We start from the raw sequence: 18,098 nt of genomic DNA, 5'->3' as shown, positions 1-18,098 counted from the left end.
GGGGTAAGCCTCTGATGAATGATAACAGAAATGATCCCGATCGCATCGCCGCCGTGATGCGCGAGCATGTCGGGCTGATGAACAGCGCCGTCCCCTGGGGCAATGAGGTGGGCTTTGAGGTGACGAAGATCGAGCCCGGCCATGTCTGGGGGCGCCAGCCCTGGGCGGAGAACCTGGTGGGCGACCCGGACACGGGCGTCATCCATGGCGGGGTGATCACGACATTTCTGGACAATCTCTCCGGCATGGCCTGCACGGCGGCGATGACGAAGCTGCGCTTCGTGGCCACGATCGACCTGCGAATCGATTACATGCGCCCGGCGGAGAAGGGTCTCGACATCATCGGTGAGGCCGAATGCTACCGGGTGACAAAGAGCGTGTGCTTTACGCGCGCCTGGGCCTATCACGGCACGCGGGAGAAGCTGATTGCGACCTCGGCGGGCACATTTGCCATCAACAAGCCGCGCTTTGGCTCGCAAAGCCCGCAGGGGAAGACGGAAGTATGAACCCCAACCTGACCAATCCGCGCGCGGACGAAGTGGACGCCATCCTGAAGCGCATCCCGTTTGCGCAGACCCTTGGCATGCGCTGCGACGTGCTCGGCGACGAGATGACGGCGATCCTGCCGTTTCAGGAGAAGCTGATCGGCAACGTCACCATCCGGGCGCTGCATGGCGGGGCGATTGCGTCTTTCCTCGAGCTGACGGCGATGCTGCAGGTGTTCCTGGTGTCGGACATGCCGCGCCCGCCCAAACCGATGAACATCACCATCGACTATCTGCGCCAGGGCCATGCGAAGGATCTCTATGCGCGCGCCTATGTGATGAAGATGGGCCGGCGGATGGCGTCTGTGCGCGCCGAGGCCTGGCAGGAGAACCGGGCCGACCCGGTTTCGGCGATTGTGGCGCACTTCATGGTGGCGCACGACTAGGCGCCCGCCAGCCCCCGGCCGGGCGCGCTGCAGTCATGGCTTCACACAGGGGCCGGGGTGGTATCGTTGGCATGATTGGCGGAATGATCCGTTTGCAAGCAGGACAGACAGGCCCGAGCGGGCTGCTGAAGGATTGGTGGACCCATGAAACGCGCCTTTATTGCCATTGCCCTTGGAGTGACAGCCTGTGCCAGCTCCCCGCCTCTGCGCAGGCGGATGATCTGGACTGGATCAGCGGCTGCTGGCGCAATGAGGACCGTTCCTACAAGGAAGTGTGGACCAAGCCCGAGCATGGCTATCTGTTCGGCTACGCGCTGAACCTCAACGGCGAAACGGCGACCTTCTTCGAGCAGACGCGCATCGAGCTCGGCACGCCGGCGACGTTCAATGCCTATCCCGGCGGGTTCGGGCCTTCAGAATTCACCGAAACGAGCCGGGCCAGGAACACGGTGACCTTCGCCAACCCGGAACATGATTTTCCGCAGGTGATCACCTATACGCGTGATGGCCGCCGGATGACGGCGACGATCTCCCGCATGAACGGGGATCAGGCGCAGGTGTTCAGCTTCCGCCGGTGCTAGGGGCCGGCCTCAGGGCGTCAATTCCTCCAGCACAGGCTCGCCGCCGAAACGGGCCGACCAGTCCGGCGTGAGCTTTCCTTCAAGCTCGCTTGCCGGGACGGTGATGATATAGGCGCCCTCGGCATAGGGGCCGATATCATAAGGCGAGAAGAGCACGGTGATGCCGCCGAACTTGCCAGCCTCTGTTGACGGCACGAGTACATAATTGGCGCCCCAGACTGAGCCGGCATTGGCATCGTCGCCGAGAAGCTCATCTACTTCTGTGGCAACCATATCGCGGCTGAAGTCGCCATAGATGCGTTCAAGCTTTTCGTCTGTGAGATGGTATTTGAGCCTTTCGCCGAATCCGGCCGCGTCCGCCACGACAGCGCCGATGGCAACGGGTTCTGGCTGGGCCTTCTGCTGGACGATGCCTTTCAGGGCATAGTTGGGATGGGCGCCGCCGGTATAGGAATAGACGTTCTCCAGCACGCTGATGATGTCGCCTTGCTGGGCGGTCGCCTCGAAGCGGAATTCCATCGCATACTGGCGGAACCAGCTTTCCGTGCCGTTGGCGGCCGCGTCCTCGGCCGCCACCTTATTGTCATTTATAGCCTGTTCCTTCAGGGCGTCGAGCGATTCCCGGGCGGCGTTGAAATAGGTCTGGGCGAGCGCGTTATCGAACGCGACGATCGCGGGGTCAACGACCGTGCGGATCTCGTATGCCTCGGTGGTTTCCTCAAACGCGGGACTGCCAAGATCGGCCGGGAGCGTATCTGCTTGGCCCGTATCGGTGGAGGCGGTTTGGGCAACAGGGGCCTCTGAGCCACCGGCGGGCGGCGCTTCGCCCTGGGGGGCGCAAGCGGCCAGCAGGAGCGCGGCCATGGAAGCAGTGAGGAGGAGGCGTTTCATGGGATGACGTCCTTAGAGGCTGAGCAGTTCGGGGTCGCCGCCCTGGGCGGTAATGTTGACACTTACCACGCGCTCGGTGGCGAAACGATGGAGATAATGTGGGCCGCCCGCCTTCGGGCCGGTCCCCGACAGCCCTTCCCCGCCGAATGGCTGGACGCCGACCACCGCGCCGATCATCGAGCGGTTCACATAGGTGTTTCCCACAGGGCACGCCGCCTTGACGGCGTTGTGGAAGCTTTCAAGACGCGAATGGACGCCGAGGGTGAGGCCGTAGCCTTTCGCCTTGAGGGCGCCGCCGACGGCGGCGACATTGTCAGGATCATAGCGCAGCACATGCAGGACGGGCCCGAAGGTTTCCTCATTGATCTGATCAAGCGAGGAGAGCTCAACGAGCGCCGGGCCGAAGCCATAGCCCTCTTCGCCAGTCCTTCCGGCGTCCAGCTGGTGCAGGACTTTGGCTTCGCGGTGCATGCGCTCCATGTGCGCTTCGAGCGACGCGCGGGCGTCGGCGTCGATCACCGGCCCGGTATCGGTCTGCGGCAGGGAAGGATCGCCGAGCGCAAGCTCGTTCATGGCGCCGATGAGGCCTTCGATGAGATGGTCGGCCGTTGCGTTCGGCAGGAAGGCGATGCGCAGCGCCGAGCAGCGCTGGCCGGCAGAACCGAAGGCGGAGAGGATCATGTCGTCGATCACCTGTTCCCTGAGCGCCGTTGTGTCGACGAAGAGACCGTTGAGGCCGCCGGTCTCCGCGATCAGCGGGATGATCGGACCGTCGCGCCCGGCAAGGGCGCGGTTGATCAGGCGGGCGGTGGACGTGCCCCCCGTGAAGCAGACGCCGGAGACACGCAGGTCAGCGGTGAGGGCGGCGCCGACCGTCTCCCCCCTGCCCGGCAGGAGGTGAAGCGCGTCACCCGGCAGGCCCGCCTTGTGGAAGAGGCGCACGGCCTCAAATGCCGTCAGCGCAGTCTGCTCGGCGGGTTTGGCAATGACGGTGTTGCCCGCCGCCAGGGCCGCCGCGATCTGGCCGGTGAAGATGGCGAGCGGGAAGTTCCAGGGGCTGATGCAGCAAAAGACGCCGCGCCCATGCAGGGAGAGATGGTTGGTCTCGCCCGTGGGACCCGGAAGGCGCACAGGACCGGCAAAGTCCTGCTCTGCCTGCTGAGCATAGTAGCGGCAGAAGTCGACCGCTTCGCGCACTTCGGCGATACCATCGGGAAGCGTCTTGCCGGCCTCGCGTGCCATGAGAGCGATGAGCCGGGCAGCCTGGGCCTCCATCGCATCGGCCATGGCGTGGAGATATTCGGCGCGCCTCGGGCCGCCGAGGTTGTCCCATTCCGGCTGGAATTTTGTCGCGGCGTCCAGCGCGCGGTCAAGGGCGCCAGCATCCGCCTCTTTCACCGCGCCGAGCGCGCGGCCGGTGTCAGCGGGCATGAGGACGAGTTCGCCACCGCCGGTTTCCGCCTTGCCCGACACGATGGGGCCAGCGGCAAAGGCCGGGCCGTCATCGAGCATTTTCAGCGCCGCGGCGAACTGGCCACGCACACCAAGCTGGCTGAGGTCATGGCCGGCAGAGTTGCGCCGGCCGGCGCCATAGAGGCGTGGGGGCGTGGGAATACGCGCGTGGCGGCGCGGGCCCGCCTCCACCTTGGCGATGGGGTCGGCCACAACCTGTTCGGCAGGCACATCCGGATCAAGGAAGGAATGAACGAAACTGGTGTTCGCGCCGTTCTCGAGCAGCCGGCGGACGAGGTAGGGCAAGAGGTCTTCATGGGCGCCGACAGGGGCGTAGACGCGGACGCGGTTTCCGGCGTCGGCGGCTTCGTAGAGCGGCTCGCCCATTCCGTGGAGGCGCTGGAATTCGAAGTTCGTGACGCCGGCTGAAGCGGCAAGCAGGTCGACCGCAGCCAGGCTGTGGGCATTATGGGTGGCAAAGGCCGGATAGATGGCCGGGGAAGCTGCCAGCATTGCCTTGGCGCAGGCAAGATAGTGAACGTCCGTACCCTGCTTGGTGGTGAAGACCGGGAAATTGGAGAAGCCTTCGACCTGGGCATTCTTGATCTCGCTGTCCCAATAGGCACCCTTCACCAGGCGGACCATGAAGCGGCGATTTGTTTCCTTTGCCAGAATAGCGAGGCGGTCGATCACCGCGCGGGCGCGTTTCTGGTAAGCCTGCACGGCGAGGCCAAGGCCGGTCCAGTCTTTCAGCGAGGGCTCGCGGGCAAGACGCTCGAAGATCTTGAGACTGATGACCAGGCGGTGGGCTTCCTCGGCATCCAGGCAGAGGCCAATATTGGCTTTCGCGGCGGCCTCACACAGGGCCAGCACGCGGGGATACATTTCCGCCATGACGCGCGCTTCCTTGACGGCGAGATAGCGCGGATGGAGGGCGGAGAGCTTGACAGATACGCCATTGGCCTTTTCCGGCGGCAGGGCGGGATCCTTGTCGGCGGCGACGGCGGCGATCGCATCATGATAGGCCTTGTCGTAGCGGTCGGCGTCGGCCGAGGTGCGGGCGCCTTCGCCGAGCATGTCGAAGCTGAAATGCGCCGCGTCGCCGGATTTGACCATGCGGCGGCCACGCTTGAGGGCTTCGGAAACCGTCCGCCCAAGGACGAACTGTTCCCCCATGATGCGCATCGCCTGCATCATGGCCGCGCGGATGACCGGCTCGCCGCTCTGGCGCACGAGGCCGGAAACGAAATTGCCAGCGCCCTTGTGGGCGTTTTCCGGCGCGCCGATGACGCGCCCGGTGAGCATCAGGCCCCAGGTGGAGGCGTTGACCAGCCAGCTGTCGGACTGGCCCTTATGGGCGCCCCAGTCGCCGGAGCGGATCTTTTCGGCGATGAGGTCGTCCTTGGTCTCGGTGTCAGGCACGCGCAACAGGGCTTCGGCCAGGCACATCAGGGCGAGGCCTTCAGAATTGGTGAGGCCGAACTCCTCAAGGAAGCTTTCCATCATGCCCTTGCGGCGGCCCCTGGCGCGGGCGCTCATCACCAGTTCCCGGCCCCGCCGCACGGCGCCTTCGCGGATCGGCTGGGGCAGCACCCCCTCCTTGAGCAGGCCCTCGAGGAGGGCTTCCTCGTCAGCGAATTTCAGGGCGTCGAGCGCGTCCCAATCGAGAGCGGTGTGTAGAGCGGTATCGGGCATGGGATGGGTCCGTCTGGCAGGGCCGGGGCAATAATCTGCCGCTTATACCTTAGCCTGCGCACAAGAATACCCCCATGAGGGGAGCGCCTCAAAACAAGGCTGCGGCGCAGTGAACCCCTTTACGCCCCGCGCCAAGCCCGCCAGATTGCGCCGCCAAGGCCCATGGGGGGCTGAAATTTATGGAGCCGGCATGCGCATCATGCTCGTCACCGACGCCTGGGACCCTCAGGTCAATGGCGTCGTACGTACGATGAAGCGCGTTATCGCCGAGACAGAGGCCATGGGCCATGTCTGGGAGATCGTGCATCCGGGGGATGGTTTCATGACCATGCCCCTGCCGACCTATCCGGAGATCAAGCTGGCGCTGTTTGCGCGCCGCAGGATCCGCGAGCGGTTTGACGAGTTTGAGCCTGATGCGGTGCATATTGCCACTGAAGGGACGCTCGGCATGGCCGGCCGCGCCGTCTGCCTGACCGAGAAACACCCCTTCTCCACAGCTTACCATACGCGGTTTCCCGAATATGTGTCGGCGCGCCTGCCGGTGCCGGTGGCGTGGGGCTATTCCTTCGTGCGCTGGTTCCACAAATATTCGGGCAAGGTGATGGTGGCGACCCCGTCCCTGCTCGACGAGCTGCGCCAGCAGCGCTTCATCAACCTCGTCTCCTGGAGCCGCGGAGTGGACACCGAAATGTTCAATCCGCAGCGTCGGATCGAGGAGGGCCAGCCAGGCGACCCGTTCGCCGGGATGAAGCGGCCGATCTTCCTGAATGTCGGCCGGGTGGCGGTGGAAAAGAACATCGAGGCCTTTGTCGGGCTCGACCTGCCGGGCACCAAGGTGATCGTCGGTGACGGGCCACAGCTGGAAGAGCTCAAGCGCAAGTACAAGGACGTCGTGTTCCTGGGCGCCAAGTTTGGCGAAGACCTCGCCACGCATTATGCAAGCGCCGATGTGTTCGTGTTCCCCAGCCTGACCGATACGTTCGGGCTGGTTGTACTGGAGGCGATGGCGACGGGAACGCCTGTGGCGGCTTATGATGCGACGGGGCCGCGCGACGTCATCCCGGGATCGGGCGCCGGGACAGTCACGCCGGTGGACGGGGACCTGCGCCAGGGGGCGATAGATTGCCTCGCGCTGAGCCGCGAGACATGCCGGGCCTATGCCGAGACCTATAGCTGGCGGGCCTGCGCCGAGGCGTTCATCGAGAACCTGCAGCCCCTGCCCGCGCCTGAGCGCAAACGATTCTGGCAGAAGATCCGGATTCGCCGCCGCCGGCCGCCGGCAGGGCCAGGCTTCTAGGTCCTGAGCCTCAGTAGGCGCGGACCTTAAGCTCGAGCTGCTCGGCAAGAGCCTGCTGCTTTTTCAGGTCCTCCTGATCCAGCGGGATGAGGCCTTTCTCGATGAGATAACCGTCATGACCGGCCGCGCCTTCGTCAACCGAAGCGGAGACAAATTCTGCAAGGCCCTCGACCAGCGGCAGGTTCTGGTCTTTCACATAAAAGAACATGATGCGCGCGAGGCCGTATTCGCCGGCAACGATATTGTCGAAGTTTGCCTCGACGCCGGCGAGGCGCGCGCCCTTCACCCGGTCACCGTTCTGCTCGAGGAAGGAAAAGCCGAGGACGCCGATCGCTTCGGGGGATTTGACCAAAGACTGGACGATGGCCGAATCATTCTCGCCGAAATCGACCCAGACGCCATCGGTGCGCACCGTATGGGCCCGCTCCTTGAAGGCGGCTTCATCGGCGGCTTTCAGGTCCCTGAGCTGGGGAATGGCCTCAGCGCCCTTTTCCATGCCGAGTTCGACGAACGCGTCCCGCGTCCCCGAGGTGGGCGGGGGACCAAGGACGACAATCGGGCCGCTGGGCAGATCCGGGGAAACATCCTGCCAGTTCTTGTGCGGGTTGGGCATGAAGCCACCCTTCCCGTCCGGGATTTCCTTGGCGAGGGCGAGATAGAGCTGCTCCTTGGTGACGTCGAAATCCGCGCCGGCTTTCGAATTGGCCACGACGATGCCGTCATAGCCAAGCGCCACTTCGGTGATGTCGGTTACACCGGCTCTGGCGCAGAGCTCGCGCTCGGACGCTTTCATCGGGCGGGAAGCGTTGATGATGGAGGGCGAGACCGGCCCGACGCCTTCGCAGAAGGCCTTGAAGCCGCCGCCCGTTCCGGTCGTCTCGACGATGGGGGTTGGAAACCCGCTGACCGCGCCGAACCGCTCGGCAACCGTGCGCGAGAACGGCGCAACGGTGGAAGACCCCACGATCTTGACCTTCTGGTTGCGGGCGATGGCAGGTACCGGCTTGATGCCAGGCTCTCCGGTGTCGAGCTGTTTGAGATCGCTTTGGCCACAAGCGGCCAGGATCAGGACACCAGCGCCCAGAAAACAGGAGAGACGGACAGACATCGAAGACCTCCGGAAATGGCTCGCACGCCGCCGGAGACGCGGTTTGTGCATATCCATTTTACCAAGTTTGCAAGGGCTATCTGGCGCCGTTGCGTTACCCTTTTGTGACACGACTATGTAACGGGCGAAATTTTCTCTTGCATGCCCGGGCGTTGTGCACTATTTCGGCCCCTGAAATTCGATGTGGCGGACATCTGGGCTAACCCGATAAGGGGGGCCCCCTGTACTAACGCCCAAAGCTGGTTTGAAGCCCTTTGGAGGTTAGGTGTCATGCACACTTACGCGACCCCGTATCATATTGCGCGCGAGCAACAGCCCGAGCTGCCGACCTATTGCTTCCGTCCGGAGCGCGTGACGGCGGCCGCCAACTGGTTCGTGGATAAATTCCCGGCCCAGGCATTCTATGCCGTGAAGGTGAACCCTGCCCCGCACGTCCTTGACGCGCTGTGGGAAGGTGGCATCCGCAGCTTCGACGCCGCTTCCGAAACGGAAATCGAGCTGATCCGCGGCCGCTTCCCCGAAGCCCGCATTGCTTTCCTTCACCCGGTCAAGCCGCGCAAGGCGATCGAGCGGGCCTACAAGCTGCACGGCGTACGCATCTTCGTCACCGACTCGCTGGTGGAGCTGAACAAGATCCTCGAGGCGACCGGCTATGCCAAGGATCTGACGATCCTCGTGCGCATTGCTGTGTCCAACGAAGGCTCGGCCCTGCCCCTGTCGGGCAAGTTCGGCGCGGATGCCGCGGAAGCTGCTGAAATCCTCAGCATTGCGCGGCGTTATGCCGACGAGCTCGGCGTGTCGTTCCATGTCGGCAGCCAGGCGATGAAACCTTCTGCCTGGGCGCAGGCCATGGCCGACGCCAGCCGGGTCATCATCGACGCCGGTGTAACCGTGGACATCGTGGATGTCGGCGGCGGCTTCCCGGCGATCTATGCGGACAAAAACCCACCCGCGATGGACGACTATGTTGCCATGGTGATGCGTTCGTTCGAGAACATGTTCGTTCTGGAAAACGCTGACCTTTGGTGCGAGCCGGGCCGCGCGCTGGTGGCGGAAGCCGAAAGCCTGCTGGTGGGCGTCGATCTGGTGAAGGGCAATGCGCTCTACATCAACGAAGGCTCCTATGGCGCGCTCTATGACGCCGTGCACGAGAACTGGGTGTTCCCGATGCGCGCGATCTCGGGCGACGGACGCAAGCTCGGCCGGATGGTGGAATACACCGTCTACGGACCGACCTGCGATTCGGCGGACATGCTTCCGGGCAAGGTCTGGCTGCCCGCCGGCCTGACCGAGGGCGACTATATCGAGATCGGCAATATCGGTGCCTATGGCCGCTCGATGGCCACCCGTTTCAACGGGTTTGGCGAGTCCGACGTTGCGGTGGTCAAGGACAGCCCCTGGCCGTCCCTCTACAGCTCGGCCGAAGGCGCCGAAGTCATCTCGATCGGCTCAATGGCCACGAATTGAATGTCGGGGAAGCCGTAGCGTCTCAGGACGCGGGCAATCCCCTCTTCTCCTTCAGGCGGACTTGTGAGGCAGGCTGTGCCTCCCTGTCCGCCTGATCCGTTTCTTTCAGGCAGCACACGGATCGTCTGGCGGGCAATGGCCGCGCCGGAATCGATATAGCTGACGGCATGAGGCGCCGTCGCGATCAGCTGGCCGCGCACCAGCGGGAAATGCGTGCAGGCAAGCACGATGGTATCAATCCGCTCGCCGCCGGGCGCCTTGAAGAGCGGGGCCTGCGCGTCCGCAAACGCTTCTGGCGGTACATCTTCGCCGCGCGCATGCGCCTCGGCGAGTTTCACGAGTTCCAGACTGCCATGGAGGATGACCTGTTTGTCCCTGGCAAACGCCTCAATCAGGCGGGCCGTGTAGGCGCGCCCGATCGTGCCGGGCGTGGCGAGGAGGCCGATGGTGCCGGTTTCGGTAAGCCTGGCTGCCGGCTTGATGGCGGGCACCGTGCCGACGACGGGAATGCCCAGCACGGCGCGTACTTCAGTGAGGGCCAGGGTGCTGGCCGTGTTGCAGGCGATGACGAAGACGTCCGGCTTCACGGCGTCCGTCAGGGCCCTGGCGACGGCAGGCAGGCGGGCGCGCAGGGCGTCGTCTGATTTGTCCCCATACGGGAAAAAGCCGGTATCGGCGGCATAATGAACCGACAGGCGGGGACCCAGCGCGCGGATTTCACTGGCCACGGTGAGCCCGCCAACGCCGGAATCGAAGACCAGGATCCGCCCTTTTGCAGGCGATGGCTCAAAGGGATAGGGCGCATCCGGCATCATGGAGACCAGTTAAGCCCATTCCCGCGCGGCGAAAACGGGGCGGAATCAGGCTTTTGGCATGAGTTTTGTTGTGCAGCGCACAATAGCGGCGTACACAAAAGGACAAAGCTGATGGATACAAAACAGATGTTTGACTTGTGGCTGGCGCCCTGGCGCGCCTCTCTGGCGCTCACTTCCGCATCGCTCGACACATTATTGTCTATGCAGAAAAGCATGATCAGCTTTTCTTCCATCACCCTCGCGGACGGGTTTGACGCGGCGGATGAAAACTACATGCGCCAGGCTTTCCAGCTGACGGCCGACGCAAATATACGCCGCTGGGCCGACACGGCCGGTGTGCTGCAGGCGATGCCGGACTGGTATCATCAGGTGGCCAACGGGCCGGGCGCGGCGCTCACCGACATGTTCGACAAGGCCCGCCGCTCAGTACGCTGAGGCATTGGGCCGGAATTCAGGCCAGAATCAAGCCAGTTCGAGCGCGCGCAGGACGGCGCCCTGGTCCAAAGTTGAAATTTTGCTCTTTTGGGTGTTATTTTGTAATAACACGGATGGGGGCGAGCATGAGAGCATTCGCACACTGGGTCAGAGCGGCGTTCGTTTCGCTCGGAGCGCTTCTGGCAATCGCGGCGCCTGCTGCGGCCCAGGCGTATCTGAATGACATTCCATCCACTGGGGAGATCGAGGCCGCTTTTCCGATCACCGGCGAAGGCGATGCGCGTCTCGACGCTGCTGCCCGGCAGGAAGCGGCCTTCTCCTACTTCAGCACGATCATCTACCGCGCAGCGAACAAGCGCTCGAAGCCGATGACGTTCACACCGCAGGAACAGGCGCTTTACGACGCGCTCAGCGACCAGCCCAAAGCCCGCATCCGCGCACAACTCGGCTTTCCGCCCCGTCTTTGCGGGCCAGACAAGACTTGTCAGAAATACGAAGACCTCGTCATCGACTATAGCTGGCGCAACAAGAAGATGAGCGCGCCGCTGAACCGCGAGATCGAAGCGGCTTTCGGACTGAACCAGAAAGACCCGCGCTCCGCCGCGCTCGGCTGGACAATCCTGTTTATGTGGATCGCAGCGCCGGTGGTAGGCTTTCTGCTCGCGCGGCCGTGGGGCGTCATCTATAGCGGCGAGATTGGCAGCATCGGGTCCGGCGTCGTGATGGAAGGTGGCGGGCTCTTCCGGATGGCGGAAGTGCGCCGCAATCATTTGCAGATCGGCCGGCGGAAGATCGGTGATTTCGTGATGACGCAGCGCATGGCCGACGCGTTGGACGAGGCCGCAGGAACCGGTGGGCCGGTGAAACTCGGCATAGGCCGGGTGCTTCACCTGCGCTGGCTACTATCGGTGGCGGCGGCAGGGCGCACAGACCGGGCGCATGCCGGCGGCGCCTTGCTTCGACAGATCGTCCTGATCCCGTTTTTCTCGCTGGTCGCGGCCGTCCTCGCGCTCATCGTTGTGAGTATATTCGCCGGGCCCTATATCGCGCTCGCCGCTGCCTTTTTCTTCATCGGCGCCGGGGTCGGTCAGTTCCTCACGAACCTGCGCGCCTGGATGGGCGTTTAGCGCGGCGCGCCGCCCCAAGCTTTTGTGCCGGTCCAATGGACTTGCGCGCGCGCCTGTTTTAGGCGGAAGGAAATGCCCCTTCCCCTGCGAGATGGCCTAATCCCATGCCCCCTTCCCTCGATCAGCTGAAAACAATCGAGCAGCGCCTGCTCTGGCTTGCCGCCTGGACGGTTCACAATGCCAACCACCTTCGCGAGAAGGCGGAGGATGAGGTGAAGGTCGGTGGGCACCAGGCCAGCTGCGCCTCCATCGTCTCGATCATGACGGCGCTTTATTTTCATGTGCTGCGGCCCGAGGACCGCGTGGCGGTGAAACCGCATGCGGCGCCGGTGTTCCATGCAATGCATTACCTGATGGGCAGCCAGACGCGCGAAAAGCTGGAGAATTTCCGCGGTTATGGCGGGGCGCAGTCCTATCCCTCCCGCACCAAGGACATTGATGACGTGGATTTCTCCACCGGCTCTGTCGGCCTCGGCGTGGCAGAGACCGCCTTTGCCTCGATCATACAGGACTATCTGATTGCCCGTCCGTGGACGGATTTCGGCTCCGGCAAGCGCCCGGCCGGCAGAATGGTGGCGCTGGTGGGCGACGCAGAGCTCGACGAGGGCAATGTGTATGAATGCCTTCAGGAGGGCTGGAAGCACGACCTGCGCAATACCTGGTGGATCATCGACTATAACCGCCAGAGCCTCGACGGGGTTGTACATGAGGGTCTCTGGTCGAAGATCGAGGCGATCTTCAAGGCGTTTGGCTGGCGGGTCGAAGTGCTCCGCTTCGGCGCGCTGCAGCGAGCCGCCTTTGCAGAACCCGGCGGGCAGCGCCTGAAACAATGGATCGAGGATTGCCCCAATTCGCTTTACTCGGCGCTGACCTATATGGGCGGGGCGGCCTGGCGCAAGCGCCTTCTGGACGAGCTTGGCGACCAGGGGGATGTGTCCGAGCTGATCGGGAAACGGTCAGACGCTGAGCTCAGTGAGCTGATGAACAATCTGGGGGGCAGTGTCTCGAGACGCTTCTGGACGCTTTCGCACGCGCAGATGACGAGCGCCCGACCGTGTTTCTCGCCTATACCATCAAGGGCTGGGGAACCCCGCTTGCCGGGCACAAGGACAATCATGCCGGCCTGATGACCAAGGCGCAGATGGCGGATTTCCAGAAGGCCATGGGCGTGAACCAGGGCGAGGAATGGGCGCCGCTGGCGACCGTGAAGGATCCTGTCGCGTTCAACACCGCGCTGCAATCGGTTGCGTTCTTTGCCAGGGGGCCACGCCGCTTTACCGCGCCGCGGGTCGCCTCACCGGGGCCGGTTTTTCTCGACGATGAGACACTCTCCACCCAGGCGGGCCTCGGCAAGATCCTCGACAGTCTGGCGCGGGAAGACAGCGCGCTTGCCCAGCGCATCCTGACGACGTCGCCGGATGTGACGGTGTCGACCAATCTGGGCGGCTGGGTGAACCGGCGCGGCCTGTTTGCCCGCGAAAATGTCGCCGACACGTTCCGGGACGAAAAGATCCCGTCCGCGCAGAAATGGGCGTTTTCACCAGAAGGCCAGCATATCGAGCTCGGCATCGCAGAGATGAACCTGTTCCTGCTGCTCGGCGCGGCGGGGCTTTCCCATTCCCTCTTCGGTGAGCGGCTCATTCCCATCGGAACGGTCTATGACCCGTTCGTGGCCCGCGGCCTCGATGCGCTCAACTATGCCTGCTACCAGGATGCACGCTTCATCATCGCAGGCACGCCGAGCGGCGTGACACTCGCCCCGGAAGGCGGCGCGCACCAGTCCATCGGCGCGCAGCTGATCGGCATGAGCCAGGACGGCATTGTCTCCTTTGAACCGGCCTTCCTGGATGAGCTGTCGATCATCATGGACTGGTCGTTCGACTATCTGCAGCGCGACGGCGAAGGCGACCCGGACGAACGTACCTGGCTGCGCGATGAGACCGGCGGCTCGGTCTACCTGCGGCTTTCGACCCGGCCGGTTGAGCAGGTGCGCGTCTGGTCCCGCCAGGACGCCGGGTTCCGGCAGGGCGTGATTGATGGCGGTTACTGGCTGCGCAAGCCCGGCCCGAACGCCGAAGTGATCATTGCCTATCAGGGCGTGATTGCGCCTGAAGCCATCAAGGCAGCCGCGCGGATTGGCGAAGGCCGGCGCGATATCGGCGTTCTGGCTGTCACCTCTGCCGACCGGCTGAACTCGGGCTGGACGGCGGCGCGGCGGGCCCGCGCGCGCGGCAAGAAAACAGCGCTCAGCCAGATCGAGCGGCTGATGGAGGGCGTGCCCCGGCACGCGCAGCTGATCACGGTGACGGACGGACATCCGGCCACGCTTGCCTGGATTGGCGGGGTCAAAGGCCATGCCGTGACACCGCTGGGCGTGGAGCATTTCGGCCAGACCGGAACGATCCGCGATCTCTACCGGCACTTCATGATTGACGCCGACGCAATCGTCTCGGCCGCGAGCCACCTGTCTCCGGGCAAAAACCTTTAACGCGCCAACCCTGCAAAAAACACCGCAGATCTGCTTACCTTTCGTTTCCAGGCGCGATTGAATTGGCGCATCACTGCAACTCCATATTTACTGGATTGGTGTAAACCAAGAGCCCAAGCTGATGCGGTTTGCAATGATCTGTACGGGTATCAAGTTGAGCCGCTGGCGCGGCGCCGTTTGGGCAGCGCTCGCCTGGCTGATGCTCCCTTGTCTTGCATTTGCCAGCCAGCCGGCCAGCCATTTCGACCTTGCCCGCCTGCCTGCAGATGCCTCCTTTACACCTGATCTGCTCCTCGCCCACGGAGTTGATCCTGCTCTTGCCCCTCAGGCATTTATCTCTGCTGCAGACGATGCCGGCTTCAAACCCGCAGGCACACGAACACCCCAGTTCAAAACCGGCAAAGGCGATGTCTGGCTTCGGTTTGCCCTGAAGAACTCCAGCCGGGAGGTCGAATCGGCAAAACTCGCCATTCGTTTTCCCTATCTTGAGCGCACCGACCTATTCGAGGTGCGCCCCGATGGCAGCCTGCACCACAGCACCGCCGGTTCGGCCGTGCCGGTCACGGGCGCGGCCATTGCTGCGGCCTATCCGGCATTCCATTTGTATGTTCCGCCTGGCGAATCGCGGGAATATTTTGTCCGGGTTCGTAGCTCTTCGCTGATCCTGTTGCCGGTGACAATTGCTTCCGAAGCGCGTTTTGCTCAGCGCGCGACCAGGGAAACCCTTGTCTGGAGCCTGATCGTCGGCGCCGCGCTGGCGTTTGCGATCTATGCCACCTCGATGTCGTTTGCGGCGGCGAACGGCGCGTTTCGCATCTACATAGCCTTTGCCCTGTCGGCCGCGCTCTACATCCTTCTTTCCTCCGGGTTGCTGAACGCACTGATCGGGATGCATCTGAATTTCAACTTTGCGCAGACCGTTTTCTTTGCGCAGGGCATGATGATGGCATTGGGTACAATGTTCATCATGGTGTTTCTGGACATGGCCAGGCAGGCGCCCTGGCTTGGCCGCGTCTTCTGTTCTCTGGCATTCGTCAGTGCACTGACCGGAATAAGTTTTGCGCTGCCTGACTGGATTGGCCATCTGAGCTTCGTCATCGCCACCGGAATTGGTCCGATCGTGCTGGTTGCCGGCCTCGCCTGGATGTCCGCGCAAGGCGTTTCCGGGGCGCGCAGCGCGCTGATCGCCTGGCTGCCCTGCCTCCTGGCAACGGTCTGGATCTATCTTCGTCCATTTGATGTGACGCCTTATGTGCCCATCAACCCTTTCCTGCTGCCGCTGGCATTCGCCTTTGCACTCGCCTATCTCAGCGCGGTTCTGGGCGGTCAGGTGCGGCAGGGCGAATTCTGGGCGAACACGGACGCCATGACGGGCCTTGGCAACCGCCGCCTGCTTGACCGGATCTGTCGACTGGAAAGCCGGCAGACCAGCGAGCGTTATGGCGCGGCAGTCGCGATCGATCTTGATAATTTCAAACCGGTAAATGACAGCTTTGGCCATGCGGCGGGGGATGCGGTGCTGGTTGCGGTGGCCGAAAAACTGCGCGCGCACTTTGGCGGGCGCGGCGATATATTCCGGGTGGGCGGGGACGAGTTCCTGATCATGAGCTATCACTGGCAGAACCGGATGGACATCATCACCCAGGCAAATGCCTTCCTGAAAGCCATTATGACACCGCTGCAGTTTGAGGAAAACTACATCACGGTTGGCGCAAGCATCGGCATCGCGTTCCACGACCACAAGACCGGCTTTGAAGGCATGCTGCGTCACGCAGATGCTGAACTTTATCACGTAAAGGCAAACGGGCGCGGTGGAATCCGCATCGCAGACCAGCGCCGGCGCGAGCGCCGGCGCATCGAGCCAGTCATCTTCGCAGATAATGACGAAACCGAAGATCGCGTCGCGCGCCTGTTCGGAACCTCCCATCGCGGCTGATCCGGCCGCAGGCAGTCTGGCCTAGATCAGCATATCGTAGAGGTCGGTTCTCCGGTCACGGAAGAAACCCCAGGCGGCACGGGCCCGGTCGATATGGTCCAGATCGAAGGTCGCGACAAGAACCCCCTCTTCCTTGCGGTCCATGTCCACGACAATGTCACCTGTTTCATCCGTGATGAAGCTGGTGCCATAGAAGACCTGTCCTTCTTCATTGCCAACCCTGTTGGCGGCAATGACAGGAATGACATTGGCCACCGAATGGCCCTGCATGCCGCGGCGCCAGCGCGCGGCCGTGTCGAGGGAGGCGTCCTGGGGCTCTGCGCCGATAGCGGTGGGGTAAAGCAGCGCGTCTGCCCCCAGGAGGGTCATTGCGCGCGCCGCTTCCGGGAACCACTGATCCCAGCAGATGCCAACGCCAATCCGGCCCTTCATCGTGTTCCAGACGCGGAACCCCGTATCACCCGGGCGGAAGTAAAACTTTTCCTGGTAGCCGGGACCGTCGGGAATGTGGCTCTTGCGATAAACGCCGAGCGGCGTGCCGTCCGCATCGATCATCACGACCGAATTGAAATAGTGTGGGCCTTCCTTTTCGTAGATCGAGACAGGAATGACAACACCAAGCTCAGCCGCAAGATCCGAGAGCTGATGAACAGCCGGATGTTCCTGCCATTCGATGGCGCGGGCGAAATGCTCTTCTTCCTGCGTCTTGCAGAAATAGAAGCCGCAGAAGAGTTCCGGCGGCAGCACGACGTCGGCGCCCTTTGCGGCCGCGTCGCGGACGAAGCCGGCGACGCGGTCGATATTCTGCTGAACATCATCGGTGGGCGTGAACTGAATGGCGGCGAGCGTGATCTTGCGGGTCATGAGCGTGGCCTCCTTGGTCAGGCTGGGATTTCGCGGGTCATGCAGTGGAAGCTTCCGCCGCCCGCGAGGATTGCGCGCGCCGGCAGGCCGATGACTTCACGGCCGGGAAACAGGGATTTGAGCTCGGACAGGGCGACCGCCGAGAAGCGGTCTTCATAGACCGGCACCAGAACCGCCCGGTTGGTGATCGTGAAATTCATATGGCTCGCCGGGACCGGAACACCATCGCCGAAATGCACATGGCCCGGCGACGGAATGCTCGAAACGATCAGACCATGGGACACCAGCGTCCGCTCGATCTCCTGAAGCGTTTCGGCGTTGGGATCATTCCGGTCTGCCGGATGCTGGCAGAGGACATGGCCCGGCGCAATGAAGCGGGCGATATTGTCGACATGGCCGTCGGTGTGGTCGTTCATCAGCCCGTCACCGAGCCAGATGAACTCGTCAACGCCGAGCGCCGCTGTCAGGCTTGCTTCGATCTCCGCCTGGGAAAGCTCCCGATTGCGGTTTGGATTGAGCAGGCACTGGCGCGTGGTCAGGAGGCGGCCTTCGCCATCGGCGTCGATCCCGCCGCCTTCCAGGATGAGCGCGTGGCGGCGGGAAGGCAGCTGTTCGACGCCGGCAACCGCGCCGGCCGTTTCGGTATCGCCATCCATCAGGTATTTTCCGCCCCAGCCATTGAAGCGGAAGATCTGGGCAACCCGGCCCGGGCCGGTGCCGGTGACAAGCGGACCTGTGTCCCTCAGCCAGATGTCCCCGGTCGGGATTTCGACAACCTCCCCTGCCCCGCCCGTTGCAAGGCGGGCCGACGCGGCCGCCTCCCGCGAGCCACAGGCGATCTTGACGGGCACAAAGCCTGAAGCGGCGCGGATGAAAGCCGCGATTTCGGAACGGGCGGCCGTGAGGTCCCCGCCCCACTCTTCGGCAAGGCGGGGCCAGCCGGCCCAGAGGGCAGCCTGCGGGGCCCATTCGGGCGGGAGGTGAACGCTCGTCGTATCAGTCATGTCGCGC

14 protein-coding genes and 1 pseudogene are annotated in these 18,098 nt (G+C 63.4%); 9 read left to right on the top strand and 6 right to left on the bottom strand.

From position 1 onward, the window contains the following. The first annotated feature begins 14 nt into the window (after nucleotides 1-14). The 3 genes from KG722_RS06570 (at nucleotide 15) to KG722_RS06560 (ending at nucleotide 1,512) form a co-directional block, all read left to right on the top strand. Nucleotides 15-506, top strand: coding sequence for a PaaI family thioesterase (locus tag KG722_RS06570; RefSeq protein WP_213270906.1), 492 nt, complete (start codon nucleotides 15-17; stop codon nucleotides 504-506). After that, a complete protein-coding gene (locus KG722_RS06565) occupies nucleotides 503-931 on the top strand; it encodes a PaaI family thioesterase (RefSeq protein ID WP_213270904.1) in 429 nt (142 codons plus the stop codon). Before KG722_RS06570 ends, KG722_RS06565 begins: the two co-directional genes overlap by 4 nt. 83 nt (nucleotides 932-1,014) lie before the next feature. After that, nucleotides 1,015-1,512: a DUF6265 family protein gene (locus KG722_RS06560; protein WP_213270902.1), complete on the top strand. Its 498-nt coding sequence runs from the start codon at nucleotides 1,015-1,017 to the stop codon at nucleotides 1,510-1,512. Between the two features lie 9 nt (nucleotides 1,513-1,521). Here the strand turns inward: KG722_RS06560 and KG722_RS06555 are convergent, their stop codons facing one another. After that, entirely contained in the window at nucleotides 1,522-2,403 is an 882-nt protein-coding gene (locus KG722_RS06555; RefSeq protein WP_213270900.1) for a DUF3298 and DUF4163 domain-containing protein, read from the bottom strand. Nucleotides 2,404-2,415: 12 nt separating this feature from the next. Beyond that, nucleotides 2,416-5,550 (bottom strand): bifunctional proline dehydrogenase/L-glutamate gamma-semialdehyde dehydrogenase PutA, encoded by a 3,135-nt coding sequence (gene putA / locus KG722_RS06550; RefSeq protein WP_213270898.1) that lies wholly within the window; start codon nucleotides 5,548-5,550, stop codon nucleotides 2,416-2,418. A gap of 190 nt (nucleotides 5,551-5,740) precedes the next feature. Between putA and KG722_RS06545 the strand changes: the two genes are divergently transcribed. Continuing rightward, nucleotides 5,741-6,847 (top strand): glycosyltransferase family 1 protein, encoded by a 1,107-nt coding sequence (locus KG722_RS06545; protein WP_213270896.1) that lies wholly within the window; start codon nucleotides 5,741-5,743, stop codon nucleotides 6,845-6,847. A gap of 10 nt (nucleotides 6,848-6,857) precedes the next feature. Here the strand turns inward: KG722_RS06545 and KG722_RS06540 are convergent, their stop codons facing one another. Further along, nucleotides 6,858-7,955, bottom strand: coding sequence for a substrate-binding domain-containing protein (locus KG722_RS06540; protein WP_213270894.1), 1,098 nt, complete (start codon nucleotides 7,953-7,955; stop codon nucleotides 6,858-6,860). 270 nt (nucleotides 7,956-8,225) lie between these two features. On the opposite strand from KG722_RS06540, the gene KG722_RS06535 reads away from it, so the two are divergent. Continuing rightward, nucleotides 8,226-9,422: a type III PLP-dependent enzyme gene (locus tag KG722_RS06535; protein WP_213270892.1), complete on the top strand. Its 1,197-nt coding sequence runs from the start codon at nucleotides 8,226-8,228 to the stop codon at nucleotides 9,420-9,422. Here KG722_RS06535 and murI read toward each other — a convergent pair. After that, nucleotides 9,365-10,237, bottom strand: a complete 873-nt coding sequence (gene murI, locus KG722_RS06530) for a glutamate racemase (protein WP_213270890.1) — start codon at nucleotides 10,235-10,237, stop codon at nucleotides 9,365-9,367. The two genes, KG722_RS06535 and murI, sit on opposite strands and share 58 nt — an antisense overlap. 111 nt (nucleotides 10,238-10,348) lie before the next feature. On the opposite strand from murI, the gene KG722_RS06525 reads away from it, so the two are divergent. The 4 genes and pseudogenes from KG722_RS06525 to KG722_RS06510 all read left to right on the top strand — a co-directional run bounded on the left by KG722_RS06525 (nucleotide 10,349) and on the right by KG722_RS06510 (nucleotide 16,223). After that, complete coding sequence (locus KG722_RS06525) at nucleotides 10,349-10,672, top strand: hypothetical protein (RefSeq protein WP_213270887.1); 324 nt, start codon at nucleotides 10,349-10,351, stop codon at nucleotides 10,670-10,672. A gap of 125 nt (nucleotides 10,673-10,797) precedes the next feature. Next, on the top strand, nucleotides 10,798-11,799 hold the full coding sequence (locus KG722_RS06520; protein WP_213270885.1) for a hypothetical protein: 1,002 nt from the start codon (nucleotides 10,798-10,800) through the stop codon (nucleotides 11,797-11,799). Nucleotides 11,800-11,903: 104 nt separating this feature from the next. Then, nucleotides 11,904-14,287 (top strand): annotated as a pseudogene (locus KG722_RS15410) (transketolase). A gap of 121 nt (nucleotides 14,288-14,408) precedes the next feature. Beyond that, on the top strand, nucleotides 14,409-16,223 hold the full coding sequence (locus KG722_RS06510) for a diguanylate cyclase (RefSeq protein ID WP_213270883.1): 1,815 nt from the start codon (nucleotides 14,409-14,411) through the stop codon (nucleotides 16,221-16,223). A gap of 21 nt (nucleotides 16,224-16,244) precedes the next feature. Here KG722_RS06510 and aguB read toward each other — a convergent pair whose 3' ends face one another. Both aguB and KG722_RS06500 read right to left on the bottom strand, forming a co-directional pair. Then, complete coding sequence (gene aguB, locus KG722_RS06505) at nucleotides 16,245-17,087, bottom strand: N-carbamoylputrescine amidase (protein WP_213270881.1); 843 nt, start codon at nucleotides 17,085-17,087, stop codon at nucleotides 16,245-16,247. A 17-nt stretch (nucleotides 17,088-17,104) separates the two neighbouring features. Continuing rightward, nucleotides 17,105-18,091 carry an agmatine deiminase family protein gene (locus KG722_RS06500; protein ID WP_213270879.1) on the bottom strand — a complete coding sequence of 329 codons (987 nt, stop codon included), beginning with the start codon at nucleotides 18,089-18,091 and terminating at the stop codon, nucleotides 17,105-17,107. Nucleotides 18,092-18,098 lie beyond the last annotated feature (7 nt).

It is taken from the genome of Hyphomonas sp., assembly GCF_018402285.1.
In the GTDB taxonomy this organism is placed as follows: Bacteria; Pseudomonadota; Alphaproteobacteria; order Caulobacterales; family Hyphomonadaceae; genus Hyphomonas.
This window is presented reverse-complemented; position numbering and strand designations above follow the sequence as displayed.